Here is a 21,820-nt window from a genome sequence, read left to right as displayed (position 1 = left end):
GTGTCGTATCATCGCCGCCCGCCCTGGCCGCGGACGTGCCATCGCCGACGGTTGGACCGGGCAATCAACGGATCACCTGAAAGGTTCCACGAGTATCGATAACCACCTTTTCCTGGAGTCTTAGTAAATCGATGCGTTTGAATTCGCGGTGATCGACCAGCAGCGCAACAATGTCAGCCTGATTCAGCGCAACCATTGCGTCGCACAGTTCAACCTGGTCCGCAAGACGACGAGGCATCACGTCGATATTGGGTTCGACCGCCAGTACACGACCACATTTCTCCTGGGCGATCATCTCGACGATCGACATGGCAGGGCTTTCTCTCAGATCATCGATATCAGCCTTGAATGCGAGTCCAAAGCAGGCTATGACGGGTTCGCGAAAGCGCTTTGCTACGCGTTTCACCCGCTCCACCACATAATGCGGCTTATCATCATTAACAGCCCGCGCCGTCCGGATCAACCGCGCCTGCTCCGGCGCCGAATCGACGATAAACCACGGGTCAACCGCAATACAGTGCCCACCCACCCCCGGCCCCGGCTGAAGAATGCTCACCCGCGGATGCCGGTTCGCCAGTCGGATCAGCTCCCATACATTGATGTCGAGCGTGTCCGAAATAATCGACAGCTCGTTGGCAAACGCGATGTTGACGTCACGAAACGAGTTCTCCGTCAGCTTGCACATCTCCGCGGTGCGCGCATCGGTCAACACGCACTCGCCGCGCACGAACGTCTGATACAGCTCAGCCGCGACTTCGCTGCAGCGACGCGTCATCCCGCCAATCACGCGATCGTTCTCCACCAGCTCGCGAATCACGTGCCCCGGCAGCACCCGCTCCGGGCAATGCGCAACACGAATATCCGACGCCTCACCCGCCTGCTGCGGAAAGCTCAGGTCCGGTCGCATCTCAGCCATCCATGCAGCCACCTTCTCGGTAGTGCCCACCGGCGAAGTCGACTCGAGCACGACGAGATCGCCCGCCTTCAGCACCCGTGCAATCGCGCGGCTCGCCGCTTCGACATAGCTCAGGTCAGGCTTGTGCCCTTCGCAGAACGGCGTCGGCACCGCGATCAAAAACGCATCGGCGGGCTCGGCCTCGGTAGTCGCACGCAGGTGGCCCTGCGTTACCGCGGCACGCACCAGCATGTCGAGTTCGGGTTCGACGATATGAACATCGCCGCGATTGATCGTATCGACCGTCTCGCGATTGACGTCGACACCAACGACGGTCTTGCGGCGCGCTGCAAACGCAGCCGCCGTAGGGAGCCCGATATACCCGAGCCCAAGAATGGAAACGACATCGAATGACATAGCGTAGGTCTCTTCGCCTGATTGTTTTGACTGTCTGTAATCGATCTAATGCACGGCGTCGGTGTGCTCGGCCTGCAGCGCATCCCCCCAGAGCACCGCGGGCAACGCAGCCGCAATCCGCTCGCAAGCCTGTCCGTCGCCATACGGGTTATGGGCGCGGCTCATCGCCTCGTACTCGGCTGCGTCGTTCAGCAAACGCGCGACCGTGTCCGCAATGCGCTGTGCGTCCGTCCCGACAAGGCGCACGGTGCCCGCCGCAACCGCCTCGGGCCGCTCAGTGGTGTCGCGCATCACGAGCACCGGCTTGCCGAGCGACGGCGCCTCTTCCTGGATTCCGCCCGAATCGGTCAGGATCAACCATGCGCGCGTCATCAAAAACACGAACTGCAGATACTCCTGCGGTTCGATCAGTACGACGTTGCGTACGTTGCCGAGCAGCCGGTTCACCGGCTCGCGCACTTGCGGATTCAGATGCACGGGATAGACGATCTGCACCTGCGGATGCGACGCCGCGATGCGTCGCAGCGCGGCGCAAATGCCTTCGAAACCCTGCCCAAAATTCTCGCGTCGATGTCCGGTAACGAGGATCATTTTCTTCGTCTCGTCGAGAAACGTGAACGCACTGCGCAAACGCTGCGCAAGATCGCGCTCGCGATCGAGCCGCGCCTGCACTGTCAGCAGCGCATCGATCACGGTGTTGCCGGTCACGACGATTCGTCCGGGCGCGATGCCTTCGCGCAGCAGGTTGCCGCGCGACGTTTCGGTCGGCGCGAAATGATGTGCCGCGAGTGCGGCAGTCAGCTTGCGGTTCGCCTCTTCCGGCCAGGGCGAATACAGATTGCCGGTACGCAGCCCCGCTTCCACATGGCCGACCGGTATGCGCTGGTAGTACGCGGCGAGCGACGTGACGAAGGTCGTCGTCGTATCGCCGTGAACCAGCACGAGGTCGGGCCGGCTCGCTTCAAGTACCGGGCCAAGCTTGCCGAGCATGTGTGCGCTCAGCCCGGCCAATGTCTGGCCCGGTCGCATCACATCGAGGTCGTAATCGGGTGCGATCGCAAACAGGTCGAGCACCTGGTCGAGCATCTGCCGGTGCTGTGCGGTGACGCACACTTCGCAGTCGACGTGCTCCATTGCGCGCAGGCGGCGCACGACCGGCGCCATCTTGATCGCCTCCGGCCGCGTGCCGAACGTGACGAGAATCTTCTTTCTGCCGATGTCCATGTATCGCTCCGTCAACGTCGTCAACGACTGCCAAGCTGTGCTTCCTGCTCGTTGCCCCGGTAGGCATAACCGCCGTAGTTGCCGTACTGCGCCGAGCGCAAGCCCGGTCTGAATCCGTTGAAAACCACACCGGTCACCTTCGCGCCGACACGTTCGATACGCTTGACCGATTCGAGAATTTCACCGTTGCTGGTCATCCCCGAGCGCGCGGCGAGCAGCACGATTCCCGCATACGGCGCGAACACCGTCGCGTCGGTCACGGGCAATACGGGCGGCGCATCGAGCAGCACGACGTCGTAGCGTTGCGCGGCCCACGCAAGCACGTCCGCGAGTCCGCCCGCCGAAAACAGTTCGACCGGCTGCGAAACCAGTGGCCCAGTGGGCAGGAAGTCGACGTTCGGCGTGATGTCGGCGACGATCGCTTCGCCGAGCGGCGTGGCGTCGCGCAGCACGTTGGTCAAGCCAACGCGGCCGGGGACGCCGAAGTCGGTCGCAAGATGTCCGCGCCGCAGATCGCCGTCTATCAGCAGCACACGTTTCTTCGATAGCCCGATCAACGTCGCCACGTTCGCGGAAATGAACGACTTGCCGATCCCACCGGACGGTCCCGTCATCAGCACGAGGTTGTTGTCCGGCCGTTCGAGCAACGCGAACTGCAAGGCGGTACACAGGCTGCGCAGCGCCTCGACGGCGGGTTCCTGCGGTCGCGCAAGGGCGAGGATCGACGGGACGAGATCGGAACGCTCGCCGGGTCGCATCAGCTGGCGCTGCGCGCCGCTGAGCGGAATCGTCGCGATTACGTTCAACATCGCGTCGCGTTCGATATCCATCGGATCGGTCAGACCGCCGAACAGCGCGGCGCGCACGACCGCCGTGCTCACGCCGCACAGCAGCCCGAGCGCCGCGGCAATCGCGACGATCAGCACGCGTTTCGGCTTTACCGACTCGTCGGGGATCACGGCGTGATCGATCACGCGTACGTTGCCGATCTTGCTCGCGGTAGCGAGCCGCAATTGCTGCATGCTGTTCAGCAAGCCGACATAGAGATCAGTTTCGACGGTCACGTCGCGGCGCAGCCGCACGATGTTCTGCTGCGCATCCGGAAGCCGCTGGATCGAGCCGTTAAACGAATCCATGTTCGCGCGCGCCGCTGCGATCTGCTGGTCGAGCGCGGCAAGTGCCGGGTGCTCCGGGGTATAGAGCGCGGTGAGCTCCTTGCGTTTCTGTTCGAGTTCGAAGAGGCTCGATTGCGCAGCCACCGACTGCGTCAGAATCGCTTTCGCCTGTTCGCTGAGATCCACCACTTCGTGCTTGTTCTGATACGCGTTGAGGCGGTCTTCGACGCTGCGCAACTGACGTTCGACATCGGGCAACTGCGCGTTCAGGAACTGCAACGACTTCTCGGCGGTTGCGGCCTTGCGGTCGGCATTCTGGCGCACGTAGTTGTCGGCGATCTCGTTCAGTACCGCCGACGCAAGCGCCGGATCGGGGTTCTCGTAGGTCACGCCAATCACGCCGGACTGGTCCTTGCCCTTCTCGGTAATGGTCAGGTCTTTCTGCAGCTTGTCGAGTACCTTCAGCTTCGAATAGCGCTTCACGACGAACTGTGCGTTCGTGCGGCCATTCAGTTGCGCGACCAGCAGCGTGATGTCGCCCTGCGGCGTGGCGACCTTCAGCGGCGTGCCGACCTGGCCGGTTGCGTCGGTGTCGAGGTCGCTGCCCGAGAGGCGGTAGCGGCCGGCACCGAGCGCGGTGACCGTGAAGCTGTCTTCTTCGAAATCTTTCGGTACGTCGAACTGGTTCACCGCGATACTTTCGGCACCCCACGCGTAACCGCCGATACCCAATAACCCGGGCTGCGACAGCGTATGACCGTGACGCGCGATCCACGCGCCGATCACCGGAAAGTAGCGCGGCTGCGCATCGATATAGAGCCGCAGGTCGTCGACGACCTTATCCGTGACGAGCCGCGAGTGGAGAATCTCCATCTCGCCGTCATCGGTCGATTTCACATCGAACAGCGAACTCAATCCGCCGATCAGGTTGCCCGCGGCCGCGCCGGCCAGATCGTCGTTGCTTTCCACCTGCACGGTGATATCGACGCTGTAGACCGGCCGCGCGAGCAGCGCGTACAGCGCGCCCACCAGCACGAACACCGCCGTCACGGCGACGATGGTCTTTACGTTCTTGATCAGCACGTCGAGCACTGCGCGGATGTCGATCTCGTCCGCGTCGCGGGAAAACTGGTGCTGCAGGTTCGGAGCATTCATAGTCGCTACAGGTTGGCGATGCGGATACGGAAAACGATGGAAGACATCAGGAGCTCATGTGCAGCGTCAGTAGCGACTACTGCGTGCGAGGCTCGCAATGCGTCTGATCCAGTCCTGCACGCCGTGGTCGATCAGCGTCAGCGCGTACTCGTAACTGCGATGCGGTCGTCCGTACGGATCGGGCACGTCGGTCGGATACGCTTCGGCAAGCCGGTACACACGGCCGCGCGCAATCGGATAGAAGCGCTCAATGGCGTGCTGCTGCGCCAGTTCCATCACGAGAATCAGATCGGCGACGCGGCACATCCGCTCGTCGAGCCGGCGCGCGCGATGCTCGGACATGTCGATGCCGCGCGCCGCCAGCAGCGATGCGGCCACCGGATCGATCGCAGTCCCGGCAACCGCCGACAGCCCCGCCGACGCCACCACCGTGTCCGCCATCTCGCGCCGCAACAGGCCCTGCGCAATCGGGCTGCGGCAGAGGTTGCCCTCGCACACAACAAGAATCCGTTCGATCATTTCGTCACAATCGCTGCAGTGAGACCGGCGTTGATCCCCGGCAACAACAAGCTCAGTACGCGGCTAAAGCGCACGAGACCGTTGCCGTCCACGTACACGACATCCTTCGGCTGCAGTTCGAACTGATTCGCGAGCACCATCGACACCGGCGAGCGCGCATCGAGGTGATAGACCTGCGGCTTCGCCTCGAGCGAGCCGCGAATCACATACAGTTGCGCGGCGTCGGCGCTCGCGGTGTTGAGACTGCCTGCCTGCGACAGCGCATCGCTCAACGTGAGCTTGCCGGTCTTCATCGGGATTGCAGTCACGGGCTTGTTGACTTCGCCCATGACGTACACGCCGTTGTCGTCGCGCGAGACGACACGCAACAGGTCGCCTGTCTTCAGCACGATGTCCGACGGGTTCTGGTCGCGCTCCAGCATCCGCGACAGGTTCAGCGAATAGGACACGCCGTCGCGCACGAGCACCATGCGGCTTTGATCGGCCGTCGGGTTGAAGCCGCCCGCGCGGCTGATCGCTTCGTAGAGCGTCATCGGTACGTCGTTGACCGGCACGGTTCCAGGCGTATGCACTTCGCCGTCCACATAGACCTGTTTGGCGCGAAACGATGCAACCCGCACGGTCACCTGCGGTTTGGCGAAGACCCGAGCGAGCGCCGCGTAAACCGTCTGTTGCGCCTGATCGGTCCGCAGGCCCGCGACGTGCACGCTGCCCGCATACGGCAGCTGGACGTTGCCGCCGCTGTCGACCACGAAGCCGAGCGCCGGATCGAATGGACGACCGGCGGTCTGCGGTTGCGCTCCGAGCGCGGCCGTCAGTTCGGGGTGATCCCAGATGGTGATCTGCAGCACGTCGCCGATACCGAGCGTGTACGGTCCGGGTTTCACCGACAGCTCGCGAAGCTGGTCGACGTTGTTCTGCGCAGCATCGTCGCGCAGTTGCCGGATCAACGTCGTATTGATGTCGGCGATCGGCACCGGCATGTCGGTGGCCGGCGTTTGGGCGTCGCCACCCGTCACCGGCAATGTGGCAGGCGTGATCATCCGCATGCCGGGCGCTACGCCGCAGGCGGACAACGCAAAGCTCGCCACGATACTCAGCGCGAGCGCTGCCGGCCTGCAGCGCCCACCTGTTTTGCCGGCGTTGTGCCGGTTCGTCAAAGGTCCCATCTGATTCACCCCGTATTGCTTGCAATTCTTTTTTTGCGTGTGCCGCGCGCGCCGCCTGTGCGGCACGCTCGCGCCGTCAAAATGCGTTGCTGTCGCTAAAGCCTCTTGCGATCGTCGCCGCGACGATGCGCATGTCGAGTGCAAACGACCAGTTGCGCAAGTAGTACAGGTCGTGCTCGACGCGTCCCTGCATCTTCTCGACGCGATCGGTTTCGCCGCGAAAACCGTTTACCTGCGCCCAGCCGGTGATCCCCGGCTTGATCCGGTAACGGTGGATGTAGCCGCTGACCACCTTCTGGTACAGCTCGTCGTGTTCGAGCGCATGCGGACGCGGCCCCACCACCGACATCTCGCCGCGCAGCACGTTGACGAACTGCGGCAGCTCGTCGAGGCTCGTGCGGCGCAGAAAGCGTCCCAGCGACGTCACGCGCGCATCGCTGCGGGTTGCCTGGGTAACAACGCCGGCCGCTTCGTCGTGCGTGCGCATCGTGCGGAACTTGTAGATGCGAAATACGCGGCCGTCCGCGCCCTTGCGCCGCTGCTTGAACAGCACCGGGCCACGCGAAGACACCTTGACAGCCAGCGCGATGGCGATCAGTAGCGGCGTCAGTGCGAGTAGCGCGAGCGCCGCGAACACGCGGTCGAACAGTTCCTTCTTCGCGAGTGCGTGAGGCGGCAGTGGCGATGCGGCGAGGTTGATCGCCGGCACGCCGATCAGATCGATCATGCCGCCGTCGAACAACGCAAGACTGCTGATGTCCGGAATGAAACGGATGTTGATGAGGTCGTCGCGGAACTCGTTGACGAGGCGCAGCATCGTGCGTTCTTCCGACAGCGGCAACGCGAGCCACAGCTCCTGCCACCCTTGCTCGCGAACATGGCGGATGAACTGCGTGAGATCGTCGAAGGTCGGCACGCCCGGCATTGCGGCGTTGCTTGCGGGAACAACGTTCGGAGCGACATCGAACACGGCGGCTGCGCGAAACCCGCTCGCCGGCGACGCCACGATGTTGCTCACCACGTCGTGGCAATGCACACCGCGCCCGACCACCGCGACGTTGCGCAGATTCAGCCCCGCATGGCGCACGCGCCGCAACACGGCATGCGTTGCGAGCCGCGAGACGATCAACCCGCCGCCGGTAATGCCGGTCCAGTACGCGAACCACAGTCGCGAGATGAAATCCGTGCGGTGCAGCGAGAACATCAACACCAGCGCACAGCCCTGCACGACCACCCATGCCAGCGATATCTGGCTCGCGAGTCGCAGCAGCGAACGGCCGCGCCACGACTGATAGATGCCAAACACCGGAAACAACGCGAGCGTGAAGGCCGTTGCAAACGCAACGAAGGCGGCATCGAGGCGGCTGTGTGCGACGTGCTCGAAGCGGATCTGTGCCGCAGCCGCCGCACCGCCGACGATCAGCAGCACGTCGACTGCGCGCGCGAGCAGCCCTTGCGGCCCGGAACCTTGCGTGCTGCGTCGTGTGAAAGCGAAGTCGGCGGTACTCACGTCGGCATCCCGGTATGCCGGCGCGACGCATGCTGCTCGCGCAGCAGGAGGCGGGTCGCTGTACCGCGATGCGATCGGTTTGTTCTCATGCTCTGGTCGTCCTCTGCTTCGCCCACGCGTAGTCGCCCGTCAGGCGGCTCGTCGTCTGCGAATGGTCGTCGTATGTCACCGCTACGCCGGTTGCGTCCAGCCGTTACGTTTCGCGCGGCAACACTTCTCCCCGCACGCGAAAACGCGCGCTGCTACGCACCGCCGCCTGTCGCATCGAGCCTGTGTGTCGTACGGACGCACGAACGCCGTACGGAACAATCAGTCCGTCATGCCGATCAAGCGGTCTTCAGTACTTGCGTTTTACGAACTACGTGGATCCGACATCACGCAATCGATACGACTGCGCGCCCGGCTTGGACGGGTCCGTGCAGAACACACGGACCGGGGTGGTGAGGAGAAGAACCGCTGGCTCGCCCCGGACCAGAACGGTTGATTCAAACAGATAGTCATTTACGGATCCTGTCTTATTGATGTCAGGTTGTGCACTGCGCCATCGAATAAGCAGCATCCATGCCAATTGTCGGACAACGTTCTATCGAAAACTCGTACACGGTCCCAAGGAGCGCATGTGCTATGCGTTTTGAGTTGATGTTGTTGCGCCGATTCATGCTCCGGGACCTCGCGGCACGCGCAAAGAAAACGCGCCCGTTACGTAACGCCCCGCCGTAACAGACCGGAACAAACGCGTGTGTGACCGATGCGAAGCGCGGTCCTCCAGTGCGAAATACGACGCGCAAAACCGCGACTACACACGTGCGTGTAGCGCGCACAACGGGTTCGTGCCGATCCCAATCGATGGCATGAAACGTGCTGATTCCCGCAGGGGTAATGTGGCCTCGCGCGATCTGAAAGAGTGACCATGAAAAAAAGCGCGCATGCGAATCGACACGGCAAAAGACGGGGACCTCCGGTGCAAATCGAACACATACGACAGGCAGTCGCAATCGATCCAATCGACACACTCGACACGCCGGTGCGCAACCGTCTCGGCCAGCGCATCCAGCAAGGTTTGAGCGCGGGCGAATTTCATCTGGTGTTTCAGGGCATCTATGGCGCGCGCACGCTCGAACTCGAGCGCATCGAAGCGTTGATCCGCTGGAACCATCCCGACTACGGTCTGCTGTTGCCGGACGCTTTTGTTCCCGCGCTTCACGACGACCTCGAGGTCGCCGTCGACGTCACCCACTTCGTGATCGATCGCGCCTGCGCGCAACTCGCGGCATGCCTGCGCGCGGGACAAAAGGCGCTTCCGCTCGCCGTCAACGTGCCGCCTTCGGTTGCGGCACAGGAAAATTTCGCCGCCGAAGTCGAAGCGATCGCGCAGATGCACGGCGTCGCACCCGCGTTGCTCGAAATCGAACTGGTGGAAACGGAAGACACGGCGAAGATCCTCGCGACAAGAACGCTGACCCGGCCGTTGCGCGAAGCGGGCATCCGCATCTCGATGGACGACTTCGGTACCGGCTACTCGTCGTTTGCGCTGCTCAGCGAGATGGATGTCGACACGGTGAAGCTCGCGCGCGAACTGCTGGCTTTCGTGCCGACGCGTCAGCGGGCGAGCGCGGTGATCGCCGGTATCCTGGCGTTGCTCGAAAAACTCGATATCCGCGTTGTCGTGGAAGGCGTCGAAACCGCCGATCAGGCGCACTGGCTGGCACAGTGGCCCAACGTGCTGGTACAGGGCTATTACTTCTCGCGACCCACCGGCGATCTGTCGGCCGTGCTCGACGGACTCGACGCTACCCGGCGCAGCACGGCCGCGAAGACGCTCGGGCCGCGCTGATTCCCGCTTATTCCTGCTTACAGAAGCAGCAACGACGACAGTTCTGTGAAACAGCTTGTATAAAGATGGAAAATTGTCTGACCTTTTTACTTTATTCAGACAAATTGCCAACAAACTGCGAAATTCCTCTAACCAGTCGGGAAAAGCCACCTACATTGAATATTCAACCATGCACGGTTTTGGCATAATTCAGTGTACCTACTAGTTAACGAAGTTTGCTGTATGACAACCGTCCCCCTGACAGACGACGCGTGGCTGCGTGTCTGTCATCTATTTGAGGAACCTGCGGCGGGGCCCACGAACGTCGGCCGGCCGCGCAGACAGTCGCGCGATGTGCTCAACGGCGTGCTGTGGGTTCTGTTGAATCACGAGAAGTGGCACCACCTGCCGTCCACCTTTCCGCCGTCGCAGACCTGCTACGCCCGCTGGCTGCAATGGAAACGCAGCGGCCTGATCGATACGGTCATCGCCGAGCTGGAAAAAAGCGACGACCCGCCGCGCGATAACGGCGCCGGGTCGTAAAACCGCCTTCCATCCGCTGAATCTCCGCTCTCTGCAGGTCGAACCGGCCTATACGAGCGCGTCTTCGTGTGCGTGGTCGAGCGCGTCGTCGACCACGCGCGGCGCGTCGGCCTGCATGGCACCGAAGCGCGCGATGACGTGATCGACGAAGGTTCGCACCTTCGCCGGCAGATGGCGGCGGCTCGGATAGGCGACGCTGTACTCGATATGCGGCAACGTGTAATCGTCGAGCAACCGCACGAGGCGACCGTTCGCAAGATCCTCGTCGACCAGATAGGCGGGCAGGATCGCGATGCCCATGCCCAGAAGCGCGCAGCGGCGCAGCATTTCCGTGTTGTTGGCGACGACCGCACCGGACGGACTCACGCGCACGTTGCCGTCGCTATTCATGAAGGTCTGTGCAGCCGCCCAGGAATCGGACGACTGGCCGAGCCATGCATGGTCGTTCAGTTGCTCGGGTTGTCGCGGCACGCCGTGCTTCGCGAGATAGGCGGGCGCCGCGCACGCGATCAGATAGGTCGTCGTGAAACGCCGCGCAACGATGCTGCCCGCCCGCACCTGCGACGACACCAGCACGCCGACGTCGAAGCCCTCTTCGACCAGATCGACGGGGCGGTCGACCAGCGTTACATCGGGCGTCACCTTCGGGTAACGCTCGGTGTAGGTCTGCAGCACCTGCCCGAGGTTATGCATGCCGAATTCGACAGGCGCGACGATGCGCAGCGTACCGATCGGCTGATGATTGCGCGACAGCACCATCTGTTCGACGTCTTCGAGCTCGCCGAGCACCTGGCGGGCGCGCTCCAGGTAAAGCTGCCCGGCTTCGGTCAGCGACAGGCTGCGCGTCGTGCGGTTCAGCAGGCGCGCGCCAAGCCGCCCTTCGAGGCCGGCCACGTGGCGGGTCACGACGGCGCCCGACACATCGAGGGCCTGCGCCGCACGGACAAAGCTGCCGAGATCCGCAACGCGAACGAAAATCCGCATCGATTCCAGATGATCCATGAAACGACTCCAGTGGCTCGTGCATCGGACCGGCGGGGGCCAGTCCCATTGAACCGTCGCGGCAAATGCAAGGGCGACGGGTACCTCGGTATGGGCACAGTCTAGGCGCGAGGTGCTGTCGGAACACTGGCTGGAAAATGACCGTTTTGTCATCTGACGGTCAGGCGAGGCGGGGATGGTTGTGGTTGCGCGTGCGTGGGCTGGTTGCGGGAATGTGCGTCGAGCGGGGCCGGGGCGGCGCACATGCAGACTTGGCAGACTTGGCAGACTTGGCAGACTTGGCAGACCGGGCAGACCGGGGGACCCCGGCGGCCCCGGACGAAGCTGGACCGGGCCCAACCGCCCTACGCGCGATTACGCCGGCGCGAAGCAGGAAATAGCAGCGCAGCTTCCGGCACCCGCAACGGCCGCCGCGTGTCGCTGACCGGCCGCTCATCGGCTGCGTTATGGGCGCTTGCCGCGGCCACCGAAAAGCCAAACGTATTGACACCGTCCTCGCAGCTCACGAACACGCTGCCGCCGTGCATCTCGGCCACCGCCTTGACGATCGCGAGACCGAGCCCGTGGTTCTCGCCGCTGTTCGAGCGCGATTCGTCGAGCCGGTAGAAGCGCTCGAAGATATTCATCCGCAGTTCCGGCGCGATCGGCGTGCCCACATTCGATACCGCCACGAACACCAGCTCGCCGCGCTGTTGCGCGCTGACCGATACGGTGCCGCCCGGCTGCGAGTGCTGGATCGCATTGGTCAGCAGGTTGGTCAGCGCCCGGCCGACCAGCGAAGGGTCCACCGATGCACGCGCATTGCCGCTCAGCTCGACCCGCAACTGCGCCTCGTCGAACGCGATATCCATGAAGTCGAGCATGCGGGTAATTTCGTCGGCCATCCACACGTCGGTCAGGTTGATCGCGCGTTCGCCGCGATCGCGGCGCGACAGGAACAGCATGTCGTTGACGATCACACGCAGCCGTTCGAGTTCTTCGAGGTTCGACTGCAGCGTCTGTTGCAACTGGCCAATCGAGCGATCGCGGGTCAGTGCGACTTCGGTCTGGCCGATAAGGATGCTGACCGGCGTGCGCAGTTCGTGCGCAACGTCCGCGTTGAACGACTCGAGCCGACCATACGCGCCGTCGAGCCGCTCGAGCGCGCCGTTGAACGACGTCGCGAGATCGTGCAGTTCGCCGGGCAACTCATCGGTGCGCAGCCGCTGCCCGCGATTACCTGCGCTCACCTGCCCCGCTTCGTCCGAGAGCCGCGCGAGCGGGCGCAAGCCGAAGCGCGTGACGACGCTGCTCAGCAGCAGCACGGTCGCGCACGCCAGCGCGATCAGCGCGGCGAGCGTGACCGCGAGGTGGTGCAGCGTGCGTTCGCTCGCGGTACAGTCGCCGGCCACCACGACATCGACGGCCGGACGCACACCCGCAGCCGGCACCGTGAACTCGGTCGTCACCATGTCCGCGTTCAACCCGGCAACCCGGATCACGCGATAACGGCCGTCGGTGGAAAGCTGCTTTTCAGCGGTAAACGGCGTGCCGAAACGAAACCGCGGATCGGAACTCTGGATAAAGAAGAGCGGCCGCCCCGCCGGCGACAGATCGCTCAGATGCTCGGTGACGAAATGCCATTTTTCCGGCGTGCTCACACGCGCGATCACCGAGCGGGCGATCTCGGCGCGAGCGTCGAGGGTTGCGCGTACATCGCCACTCAACTGACGTTCCATCACCACGAAGAGCCCCACGCCGACCAGCGTGAACACCAGCAGCGAGACCATCGCGAACATGATCGATAGCCGGCGCGAGATCGACAGGTTCATCATGATCAGACTCCCTCGCGCTCTTCGAGCACGTAGCCCATCCCGCGGATGGTATGCAGCAGGCGATTCGCAAACGGCCCGTCGAGCTTCGCACGCAGCCGCTTGATCGCCGTCTCGACGATGTTCGTGTCGCTCTCGAAGTTGACGTCCCAGACCAGTTCGGTGATCTGCGTCTTCGACAGAATTTCGCCGTGCCGGCGCGCCAGCACGCTGAGCAACTGGAATTCCTTCGCGGTCAGTTCGAGCCGTGTGCCGTCGCGGCTCGCGCGCCGGCTGATCAGATCGACTCGCAGATCGCCCACGCAGATCAGCGTCGATTCCTGCGTGCGCGCGCGGCGCGTCAGCGCATGCAGCCGCTCGACGAGTTCGAGAAACGAAAACGGTTTGATCAGGTAATCGTCGGCGCCGCTGCGCAGACCCTGCACGCGATCGTCGACGCGGTCGCGCGCGGTCAGCATGATGACTGGCGTCTGCTTCTGCGCGCGAATTCTCTTCAATACGCTAAAGCCATCGAGCTTCGGCAGCATCACGTCGAGAATCACCACGTCGAAGTCGTATTCCATCGCCATGAACGCGCCATCCTCGCCGTCGGTCGCGACGTCGACCACCCAGCCTTGTTCACTGAGGCCGTTGCGCAGGTATTCGACGACTTTCGGTTCGTCTTCGATCAGCAGTACTTTCATCACATCCTCGGATTGTCCGGGCTAGCTGCTGCGGGTGTTACGTCGTGTGTTATCGGTGCCGCCTGTGCAGTTTGCCCCACACCGCCATTCTGCCGCGCCGCATCGGGCCGCCAGCCGCCGCCGAGCGCCTTTGCCAGCTGCACGACAAGGGCAGCCTGATCCCCTGCAATCTGCACCTCGGTACGCTGTGCGGTCAATAGCTGCTGTTCGGCGTCGAGCACGTTGATGAAGGCAGTCAGGCCACCCGCGTAACGGTCGTTGGCGAGGCTCAGCAGGTGCTGCGCATCGACGACGCCCTCGTGCGCGCGGGCATGCGCATCGTCGAGCACCGCCAGACCGGTCACCGCGCGCTGCACCTGCTGGAACGCATCGAGCACCGTTTGCCGGTAGTTTGCCTCAGCGGCGACATAGCCGGCGCGCGCAAACGCCACGCCGGCCGCGCGCTTGCCCCCATCGAACAGCACCTCGCCCGCCGATGCCCCAATCGACCAGGCCAGCGCCGGCGCACCGAACAGGCTCGCGAAGCGGGTACTTTCCCAGCCGAGCTGCGGCGACAGCGTCAGATCGGGGAAGTATGCCGCACGCGCGACGCCGATGCTCGCGTTGGCCGAAGCCATCGCGCGTTCGGCGGAAGCGATGTCGGGGCGGCGTTGCAGCAGGTCGCTCGGCATGCCGGTGGGCAGCACCGGGATCGGCGGCAGTTCGACGGCTGGCGCAATCGTGAATTGCGGCGCCGGCACGCCGATCAGCGCAGCGATCGCCGTGTCGAACTGCGCGCGCTGGTTCACGAGCAGTTGCCGCTGCGTGCGCGTCGCGTCGAGTTCCGATTGCTGCTGCAACACGTCGAGCCCCGACACCGCGCCGCTGTCGTGTTGCGCGGTAACGAATGCGAGGGCCTTCTGCTGCAATGCCGTCGAACGATCGAGCACGTCGATTTCCGCATCGAGCTCGCGCAGCGCGAAATACGCGGTGGCGAGGTCGGTGGTAACGACGAGGCGCGCGTTCGCGAGATCGTCGCTAGCCTGTTCCGCCGATGCCGTCGACGCCTCGACTTCGCGGCGAATCCGCCCGAACAGGTCGATGTCGTAGCTCGCACCAATGCCCGCGGTCACATCGTTCTGCACGGTCGATGTGTTCGGGGTCGCGTAGTTCGTCTGCGGCCGGTCGGCGGACACTCGTTCGCGCGCGAGACCACCGTTCAACGCGACCTGCGGCGCCTGCGTCGACGCAACCGAGGCAAGCGTCGCCTGAGCCTGCTCGTAATGCGCGCTCGCGGCGCGCAGCGTCTGGTTACCGTCGAGCGCCTGCTGTTCGAGATCGTCGAGCCGCGCGATGCCGAACGTGCGCCACCAGTCGGGCTGAAGCGGCGCGTGACCGGGTTCGGCTACGCGCCAGCCTGGGTCGGGCGTGGTGCGCCAAGCCTCCGGTGTATCGACCTTCGGGCGCACGTAGTCGGGTCCGACTGTGCAGGCCGCGAGCCACATCATCGCCAGCACGCCCGCAGGCCAGCGCGCGCGGTGTGTCCAGTGCGTCCAGTGGCTCTGACCGATGCGCAAACCCGTCATGCCGCCGCTCCCGCTGCGGGCTTGCCGCCCTGCCCGCCGTTGCCCTTGCCATTGCCAGGCGCGCCACCGCCCGCGCCTGTCGCCGGCGCAATCGTCACCGGATCTCCATCCGCAATCGAATCGGCCGGGTTAAGGACGATGCGATCGTTCGGTCCAACGCCGCTCGCAATTTCCAGCGTCAAGCCGAAGTCACGCGCAATCACGACCGAGTGCAGCTTCACCCGGTTGTCCGCGCCGACCACGGCCACCTGCGGCCCCTGCGCGCGAAACAGCAGCGTGTTGCCCGGCAGGATCAGCTTGCCCTGCACCGCCCCGGGAAAGCTCACCTGCACATACGCGCCCGGTATCAGCACACCATCGGGATTCGGCAACCGTACTTCGACCTGCAACGAACGCGTGCCGACATCGATTGCACCGGAGACATCCGAAATCACCCCGTCGAACACTTTGTCCGGCAATTCGGTCTGACGGATCGCAACATGCTGCCCGGCCGCGACGGTATTCGAATACGACTGCGGAACCTGCACGAACACACGCAGCGGATCGGACTGCGCAACCGCGAACAACGCGCGGGTCGAACTGCCACTGCCCGCATCGATCAGGTCGCCGGTATCGATGTTGCGCTGGGTGATCACGCCGCTAAACGGCGCGACGATGCGCTTGAACGATTCGAGCTGGTTCAGGCGTCGCAGGTTCGCTTCGGCGGCCGACATGTTCGCGACGTCCTGGTTGTACGCCCCCTGGCGATCGTCGAGTTCCTGTTGCGACACCGCGTCGCGTTGTCGTAGCTGCAACGCGCGAGCCAGCGATACCTTGGCGAGCGCGAGCGTCGACTCAGCCTGCTGTCGTTGCGCGCTAGCCTGCGATTGCTCCTGATCCACCTCGGGCGTATCGAGTTCCGCGAGCAACTGGCCCTGCTGCACATGCGTGCCGATATCGACGTACCAGCGCCGCACATAACCGGTTGCGCGCGCATACACCGGCGACTCCGAATAGCCGCGCAGCGTGCCCGGCAGCGTCACGTTGGCTTCGGCGGCAGTGGCCGCATCGGCGGGTGTCGGCGACACGACGTTCACGTACTGCCGCGCGTTCTGCTCGACGGATGAGGACAGCGCGTGGTCGTTGCTGACGTTCGCGAGGATGGTGCGAATCGATCCGGCTACGAGTACCAGTGCGACGCCATAGGCCACATAGCGCGCGCGCCGGCGCACCGTCGCGCGTGACGGCAGGTCCATGCCGCGGTCCGGATCGTCCGCGTGAATCGCAAGGGATTCGTGATGTTTGTCGTTCATGTCGGTCGGTGTCGCTTCAGGAAAGAGAATCGGTGCCTGCTGCCCGCGCGGCCTGGCGTCGCGCGAGGCGGCTGTGCACCCCCGCGAACACGAGTGGCACGAACAGCAGCGTAGAGACCGTCGCGAACAGCAGGCCGCCGATCACAGCGCGGCCGAGCGGCGCATTCTGCTCGGCGCCTTCGCCGAGGCCGAGCGCCATCGGCACCATGCCGATGATCATCGCGGCCGCCGTCATCAGCACCGGACGAATCCGCGTGGCTCCAGCTTCAAGCGCGGCGACGAGCGGCATCGCGCCATCGTGCAGCCGCTGTCGTGCGAACGACACCACGAGAATGCTGTTGGCTGTCGCAACGCCAACGGTCATGATCGCGCCGGTCAGCGCGGGCACACTCAAATGCGTGCTGGTCAGGAACAGCATCCACGCGATGCCGGCAATCGCCGCGGGCAACGCGCTGATGATGATCAGCGGATCGACCCACGACTGGAAGTTGATGACCATCAGCAGGTAGACGAGCACGATCGCCATCGCCACGCCGACGCCGAGCCCGACATACGACGAACGCATCGTCTCGACCTGGCCGCGCACGACGATATCGGTGCCGCGCGGCAGCGATGCGCGCGCTTTTGTCACGAGCGTATCGATGTGAGACGCAACCGACCCGAGGTCACTGCCGTCGACGCTCACATACAGGTCCACCGCGGGGCGGATGTTGTAGTGCGTGACGACGACCGGTTGCACGCCGGGCTGCACTGACGCGAGATTGCCGAGTAGTTGCAGGTTGTTGCCGGGGGCGCCGGCGGGCACGTTGGGGATGGTGGTGACCCCAGAGCCAGCCGCGGGTTGTGCCACCGGAATACGCAGCACATCGTCGAGCGATTCGATCTGATACTGCGGCGTCTGCACAGTCAACGGATACTCGACGCCGTTCTGCCGGTTCAGCCAGAACGCGGGCGCCGTCTGCGAACTGCCCGACAGCGACACCAGCAGGTTCTGCGCGACGTTACTCGCGACGAGGCTCACCTGCTGCAGGCGCGTGCGGTCCATTTGCATCGTCAGCGTAGGGCTGTCGTTGCGCTGCTCGACGTGGACGTCGACCGTGCCGGGCACCTGGCGCACGTCTTTCATCAGGCGGCTTGCCACCGTCATGTCGGAAGTGAGATTGCTGCCCGTTACCTGCACGTCGATTGCGGCGGGCTGCCCGAAGTTCAGGATCTGCGTGACGATATCGGCGGGCTGAAAGAAGAACTCGACACCGGGGAAGCGCTGCGGCAAAAGTGCGCGCAGCTGGCGCATATAGGTTTCGGTAGGCTTGTGATCGGGCTTCAGTGCCACCTGGATTTCGCCGTCGAGCGTACCGATCGTGCCCGCGTTGCTATACGACAGGTTGATCCCGCTATACGGCAGGCCGAGATTGTCGAGGATCGTTTCGAGTTCGCTGGCAGGCACGACTTCGCGCACGACGTGTTCGACCTGGTCGGCGAGCCGCGCCGTTTCCTCGATCCGGTAGCCGCTCGGCGCGCGCATGTGCAGACGGATGTCGCCAGCATCGACGGTCGGGAAGAAATCGCGGCCGAGCACGAGCACGAGTCCCGTCGATACGACGCAGAAGCCGACGAACGCAAGCGCATAGAAACGCCGCCGCGACAGCAGCATGCTGAGCAGCACGATGTAATTCGCGCGGACCCGTTCGAACGCGCCGTCGAATGACCGGTGAATCCGCATGAACGGCCCCGGTTTCGCTGTCGCCGCGTGCGCAGGTGCGGCGCGATGGTTCATCATCAGCAGCGCGAGGGTCGGCACCAGTGTGCGCGACAGGATGTACGACGCGATCATCGCGAACACGACCGCTTCCGCGAGCGGCACGAACAGATAACGCGCCACGCCCGTCAAAAAGAACATCGGCACGAAGACGATACAGATACACAACGTCGAGACGAGCGCGGGCGTCGCGATCTCGCCCGCGCCGTTGAGAATCGCCAGTTCGAGGCCGGAGCCGAGATGCAGATGTCGCTCGATGTTCTCGATCGTCACCGTCGCATCGTCGACGAGAATCCCGACCGCGAGCGCGAGGCCGCCCAGCGTCATGATGTTCAGCGTCTCGCCGAGCGCGTGCAGCATCAGCAGCGACGAGAGGATCGATAGCGGAATCGATACGGCGATGATCACCGTGCTACGCCAGTTGCCGAGGAACAGCAGGATCATCGCGGCGGTGAGCGCCGCGGCAATTCCCGCCTCGCGAATCACACCGCTGATCGCCGCCCGCACGAACACCGACTGGTCGAAGAGCGGCGCGATCTTCAGGTCGGGTGGCAACGTGTCGCGTGCATGCGGCAGCAGCGCTTTCAATGTATCGACGATCTGCAGCGTCGACGCGTCGCCGCTCTTCAGGATCGACAGCAGCACGCCGCGGTGGCCGTCCTGGCGTACGACATTGGTCTGCGGCGTGTAGCCGTCGCGCACATGCGCAACTTCGCGTAGATACACCGTCGAACCGCCCGACGTGCGCACCGGAATATCGTTGAGCGCGGCAATCGTATCCGGCGAGCCGTTCATGCCGATCGTGTATTCGGTCTGTCCGAGCTTCGCGGTACCAGTGGGCAGGATCAGGTTCTGCGCGTTGACCGCGTTAACGATATCGGCCGGCGCGAGACCGCGGGCGATCAGCGCGCGCGAATCGAGATCGACGGAAATCACGCGCGTCTTGCCGCCGTACGGAAACGGCACCTGGGCACCCGGAATCGTGATGAGCTGTGGGCGCAGAAAATTCAGCGCAATGTCGGCGACGGCCTGCTCGCTCATCGTCGGGCTCGACAGACCGAGCTGGATGACCGGAATGCTCGACGCCGAGTAAGTAATGACGAGCGGCGGCGTGGCGCCCGGCGGCATCTGCCGCAACTGCGCCTGCTCCGATGCAACGGTCTGCGCAATCGCGGTCTGCAGGCTCGCGCCCGGTTGCAGGAACAGCTTGATGATCGCGATCCCCGACAGCGACTCCGATTCGATGTGCTGGATGTTATTGACAGTCGTCGTGATGCCGCGCTCGTTGACCGACGTGATGCGATCCGCGACATCGCGTGCGGACAAACCGGTGTAATTCCAGATCACGCTGATCACCGGGATATCGATCGACGGAAAGATATCGGTCGGCATCGTCAGCAACACGAAGGGCGTGGCAAGCAGAATACCGATCGCGAGAACGATGAAGGTATAGGGCCGCTTGAGCGCCAGATTGACGATCCACATGGGGGCAACCCGAGGTCATGGAAAAGGTGGCCGCCCCGGCTCAGATCCGGACAGGCGGATAACGAAATACCCGGGATGCTAGGGGACGGGCCGGGCGCCATAATGACGTGAACATGGCGCGGCTGTCAGGATCGCGACGGGAAGCGGAACGGCGCAGGCAAGAGCGGATAGACGAAAGGCGACGCACGCGGTGCGTCGCCTGTTTGCGTCAATCGCCCTTGTAGACCGTGCTGTTCAGTTGCTGGATCTGACCATCGCGCTCGGCGTTGATCAGTTGCTGACGCACGGCCTGACGCGACAGTCCCATCGAACCACCCGACGCACCCGAGCCGGCATACGTTCCGCCTACGTCGGCCGCGCCGGCGTTCGTCGTTGCGGACTGGTCGGGTGCAGCGGGGTTGGCGGTGGGGGCATCCTGGGCGCTGGCTACGCCGGCAAAGGCGACGAGCGAGACGAATGAGGCGGCGGCGATAAGCTTGTTCATGGTGCGGCTCCTTGATGTGGGGGACAACGGGAGTACCGTGCAGCGGCTTCGCGCGAAGGCTGGGCAAAATCCGCTGAACGTGACCGAAGTCTATGAGCCGCACCGTGGCCCTTTGCTGGCTACAGAATGGCGTGGCTGCCATCGTCGGCGAGCGCCGTTTGCCCACTCTTCAGACCTGTTTCTTTCATTGCTTTCGACCACGCTCGCTCTGGTTACGATATGCGGCCGGAAATGCCCCTTAATCGATAGATTGATCCGCGCCCACTCCGGGTACAGTCGCCTCGCTGGATCGGGTCGAGCATGCATCAAGCAGATTTGCAATTTGCGAAATCTGACCTAAAGTTTTGTCTTACAAAACGTCGATATTCGATCGGCCAGATTAAAAAAGTTACGGGGGCAACCATGATTACTTTTATCGATCACGAGATCGCGCATATAGCCAGAGTGATGCGTCCGTCACTGCTTGGCGACCTCGGCGGTCCGATTCTTCCCGCGCCTTACTGGCGCAAACGTCTGCATCAACTGCTCAACGGCAACCATCTGACCAAGGGCCAGTTGTGCTCGGTCGATAGCCTGTTGCTTGAGCTCGACGACTACGACCGCATCGCGGTTCCGCCAGTCGACCGCCCGCCGCGCGTACATCACGTCTGACCGCCGCCGGCACGAAAGCGCGCAGCGGCACACGTCGCTGCGCGATCTGGCTTGTCTGCGCGTTTGCCTCGCGTTTTCCTGGAAACCGCCGCGTTTGATTGCGCATCTGCAACGCCCAATGCGCACAGGATGTTACCGACACGTTACGTTTCATTCCCGACTGCTAGCACCGTGCGTGCCGCCGATGCACGTCCGGGCCAGACCCCGCGCCCGCGCCCCGTTATTGCCTGAACAGGCAAAACGTTAATGGCGTAATGCCGCGAAAAATTCACCCTGCCCCCCGTAATTGAGTTGCCACGCCGGCTGGCATAGCGTTCAGCCATGGCGGTGAGCGCCTGTTCCGCTCCCGTTGTTCGTCGTGGAGATCCGTGTGAAAAAACTCAATGTTGTACTCGGGCTGTCGGCCGCTCTCGTCATCTGCGCGAGCGGAACAGCACAGGCCGCGCGTGTTGGCGTGTATATCGGCGGCGGCGGTTATTACTACCCGTGGGCGCCGTACTACTACCCGCCTGCGCCGGTGGTCGTGCCGGTACCGGTGCCCGCACCCGAGCCGCAGGAATACGTCGAGCAGGGACAGGGACCGGCCCAGGCCGGGCCGGAGCAGTCGGCCGGTACCTGGTACTACTGCGACGCGTCGAAAACCTACTACCCGTACGTGAAGGAGTGCCGTACCGGATGGCGTCCGGTGCCGGCCCAGCCAAGCGGTCCGGGCAACTGAACATGCCGCC

The 21,820-nt window shown here is 63.7% G+C and carries 17 protein-coding genes; 4 read left to right on the top strand and 13 right to left on the bottom strand.

Annotated features, from left to right (window positions below; genetic code table 11):
• Nucleotides 1–64: 64 nt before the first annotated feature.
• The 6 genes from wecC to M0D65_RS08745 form a co-directional block, all read right to left on the bottom strand.
• Nucleotides 65–1,312, bottom strand: a complete 1,248-nt coding sequence (gene wecC / locus M0D65_RS08770) for a UDP-N-acetyl-D-mannosamine dehydrogenase (RefSeq protein WP_266252301.1) — start codon at nt 1,310–1,312, stop codon at nt 65–67.
• A 45-nt stretch (nt 1,313–1,357) separates the two neighbouring features.
• A complete protein-coding gene (gene wecB / locus M0D65_RS08765; RefSeq protein ID WP_266252300.1) occupies nt 1,358–2,536 on the bottom strand; it encodes a non-hydrolyzing UDP-N-acetylglucosamine 2-epimerase in 1,179 nt (392 codons plus the stop codon).
• Nucleotides 2,537–2,556: 20 nt separating this feature from the next.
• Nucleotides 2,557–4,806: a polysaccharide biosynthesis tyrosine autokinase gene (locus M0D65_RS08760; protein WP_266252299.1), complete on the bottom strand. Its 2,250-nt coding sequence runs from the start codon at nt 4,804–4,806 to the stop codon at nt 2,557–2,559.
• Between the two features lie 66 nt (nt 4,807–4,872).
• Nucleotides 4,873–5,325 (bottom strand): low molecular weight protein-tyrosine-phosphatase, encoded by a 453-nt coding sequence (locus M0D65_RS08755; protein ID WP_266252298.1) that lies wholly within the window; start codon nt 5,323–5,325, stop codon nt 4,873–4,875.
• Complete coding sequence (locus M0D65_RS08750; RefSeq protein ID WP_266252297.1) at nt 5,322–6,494, bottom strand: polysaccharide biosynthesis/export family protein; 1,173 nt, start codon at nt 6,492–6,494, stop codon at nt 5,322–5,324. Before M0D65_RS08750 ends, M0D65_RS08755 begins: the two co-directional genes overlap by 4 nt.
• A gap of 76 nt (nt 6,495–6,570) precedes the next feature.
• Complete coding sequence (locus M0D65_RS08745; RefSeq protein WP_266252296.1) at nt 6,571–8,004, bottom strand: undecaprenyl-phosphate glucose phosphotransferase; 1,434 nt, start codon at nt 8,002–8,004, stop codon at nt 6,571–6,573.
• A 961-nt stretch (nt 8,005–8,965) separates the two neighbouring features.
• On the opposite strand from M0D65_RS08745, the gene M0D65_RS08740 reads away from it, so the two are divergent.
• Both M0D65_RS08740 and M0D65_RS08735 read left to right on the top strand, forming a co-directional pair.
• Nucleotides 8,966–9,838 carry an EAL domain-containing protein gene (locus tag M0D65_RS08740; RefSeq protein ID WP_266252295.1) on the top strand — a complete coding sequence of 291 codons (873 nt, stop codon included), beginning with the start codon at nt 8,966–8,968 and terminating at the stop codon, nt 9,836–9,838.
• A gap of 222 nt (nt 9,839–10,060) precedes the next feature.
• A complete protein-coding gene (locus M0D65_RS08735) occupies nt 10,061–10,360 on the top strand; it encodes a transposase (protein WP_218161334.1) in 300 nt (99 codons plus the stop codon).
• A 48-nt stretch (nt 10,361–10,408) separates the two neighbouring features.
• Here M0D65_RS08735 and M0D65_RS08730 read toward each other — a convergent pair whose 3' ends face one another.
• The 7 genes from M0D65_RS08730 to M0D65_RS08700 form a co-directional block, all read right to left on the bottom strand.
• Entirely contained in the window at nt 10,409–11,362 is a 954-nt protein-coding gene (locus M0D65_RS08730; RefSeq protein ID WP_091006783.1) for a LysR family transcriptional regulator, read from the bottom strand.
• Nucleotides 11,363–11,706: 344 nt separating this feature from the next.
• Nucleotides 11,707–13,176: a heavy metal sensor histidine kinase gene (locus M0D65_RS08725; protein ID WP_266252294.1), complete on the bottom strand. Its 1,470-nt coding sequence runs from the start codon at nt 13,174–13,176 to the stop codon at nt 11,707–11,709.
• Nucleotides 13,177–13,178: 2 nt separating this feature from the next.
• On the bottom strand, nt 13,179–13,856 hold the full coding sequence (locus M0D65_RS08720; protein ID WP_091006784.1) for a heavy metal response regulator transcription factor: 678 nt from the start codon (nt 13,854–13,856) through the stop codon (nt 13,179–13,181).
• The gene (locus M0D65_RS08715) at nt 13,856–15,343 is read right to left on the bottom strand and encodes an efflux transporter outer membrane subunit (protein WP_266252516.1); all 1,488 of its coding nucleotides are present in this window, start codon (nt 15,341–15,343) and stop codon (nt 13,856–13,858) included. The genes M0D65_RS08720 and M0D65_RS08715 overlap by 1 nt, the downstream gene beginning before the upstream one ends.
• A 74-nt stretch (nt 15,344–15,417) precedes the next feature.
• Nucleotides 15,418–16,713, bottom strand: coding sequence for an efflux RND transporter periplasmic adaptor subunit (locus M0D65_RS08710; protein WP_266252293.1), 1,296 nt, complete (start codon nt 16,711–16,713; stop codon nt 15,418–15,420).
• A 16-nt stretch (nt 16,714–16,729) separates the two neighbouring features.
• Entirely contained in the window at nt 16,730–19,957 is a 3,228-nt protein-coding gene (locus tag M0D65_RS08705) for an efflux RND transporter permease subunit (RefSeq protein WP_266252292.1), read from the bottom strand.
• A gap of 208 nt (nt 19,958–20,165) precedes the next feature.
• Complete coding sequence (locus M0D65_RS08700; protein ID WP_266252291.1) at nt 20,166–20,441, bottom strand: hypothetical protein; 276 nt, start codon at nt 20,439–20,441, stop codon at nt 20,166–20,168.
• A gap of 402 nt (nt 20,442–20,843) precedes the next feature.
• Between M0D65_RS08700 and M0D65_RS08695 the strand changes: the two genes are divergently transcribed.
• Nucleotides 20,844–21,092 (top strand): hypothetical protein, encoded by a 249-nt coding sequence (locus M0D65_RS08695; protein ID WP_091006792.1) that lies wholly within the window; start codon nt 20,844–20,846, stop codon nt 21,090–21,092.
• 370 nt (nt 21,093–21,462) lie between these two features.
• Entirely contained in the window at nt 21,463–21,810 is a 348-nt protein-coding gene (locus M0D65_RS08690; RefSeq protein ID WP_091008760.1) for a hypothetical protein, read from the top strand.
• Nucleotides 21,811–21,820 lie beyond the last annotated feature (10 nt).

Source organism: Paraburkholderia sp. CHISQ3, assembly GCF_030464945.1.
Classification (GTDB): domain Bacteria; phylum Pseudomonadota; class Gammaproteobacteria; order Burkholderiales; family Burkholderiaceae; genus Paraburkholderia; species Paraburkholderia megapolitana.
Note: the sequence above shows the minus strand (reverse complement) of the source record. Positions and strands in the feature narration are given on the sequence as shown.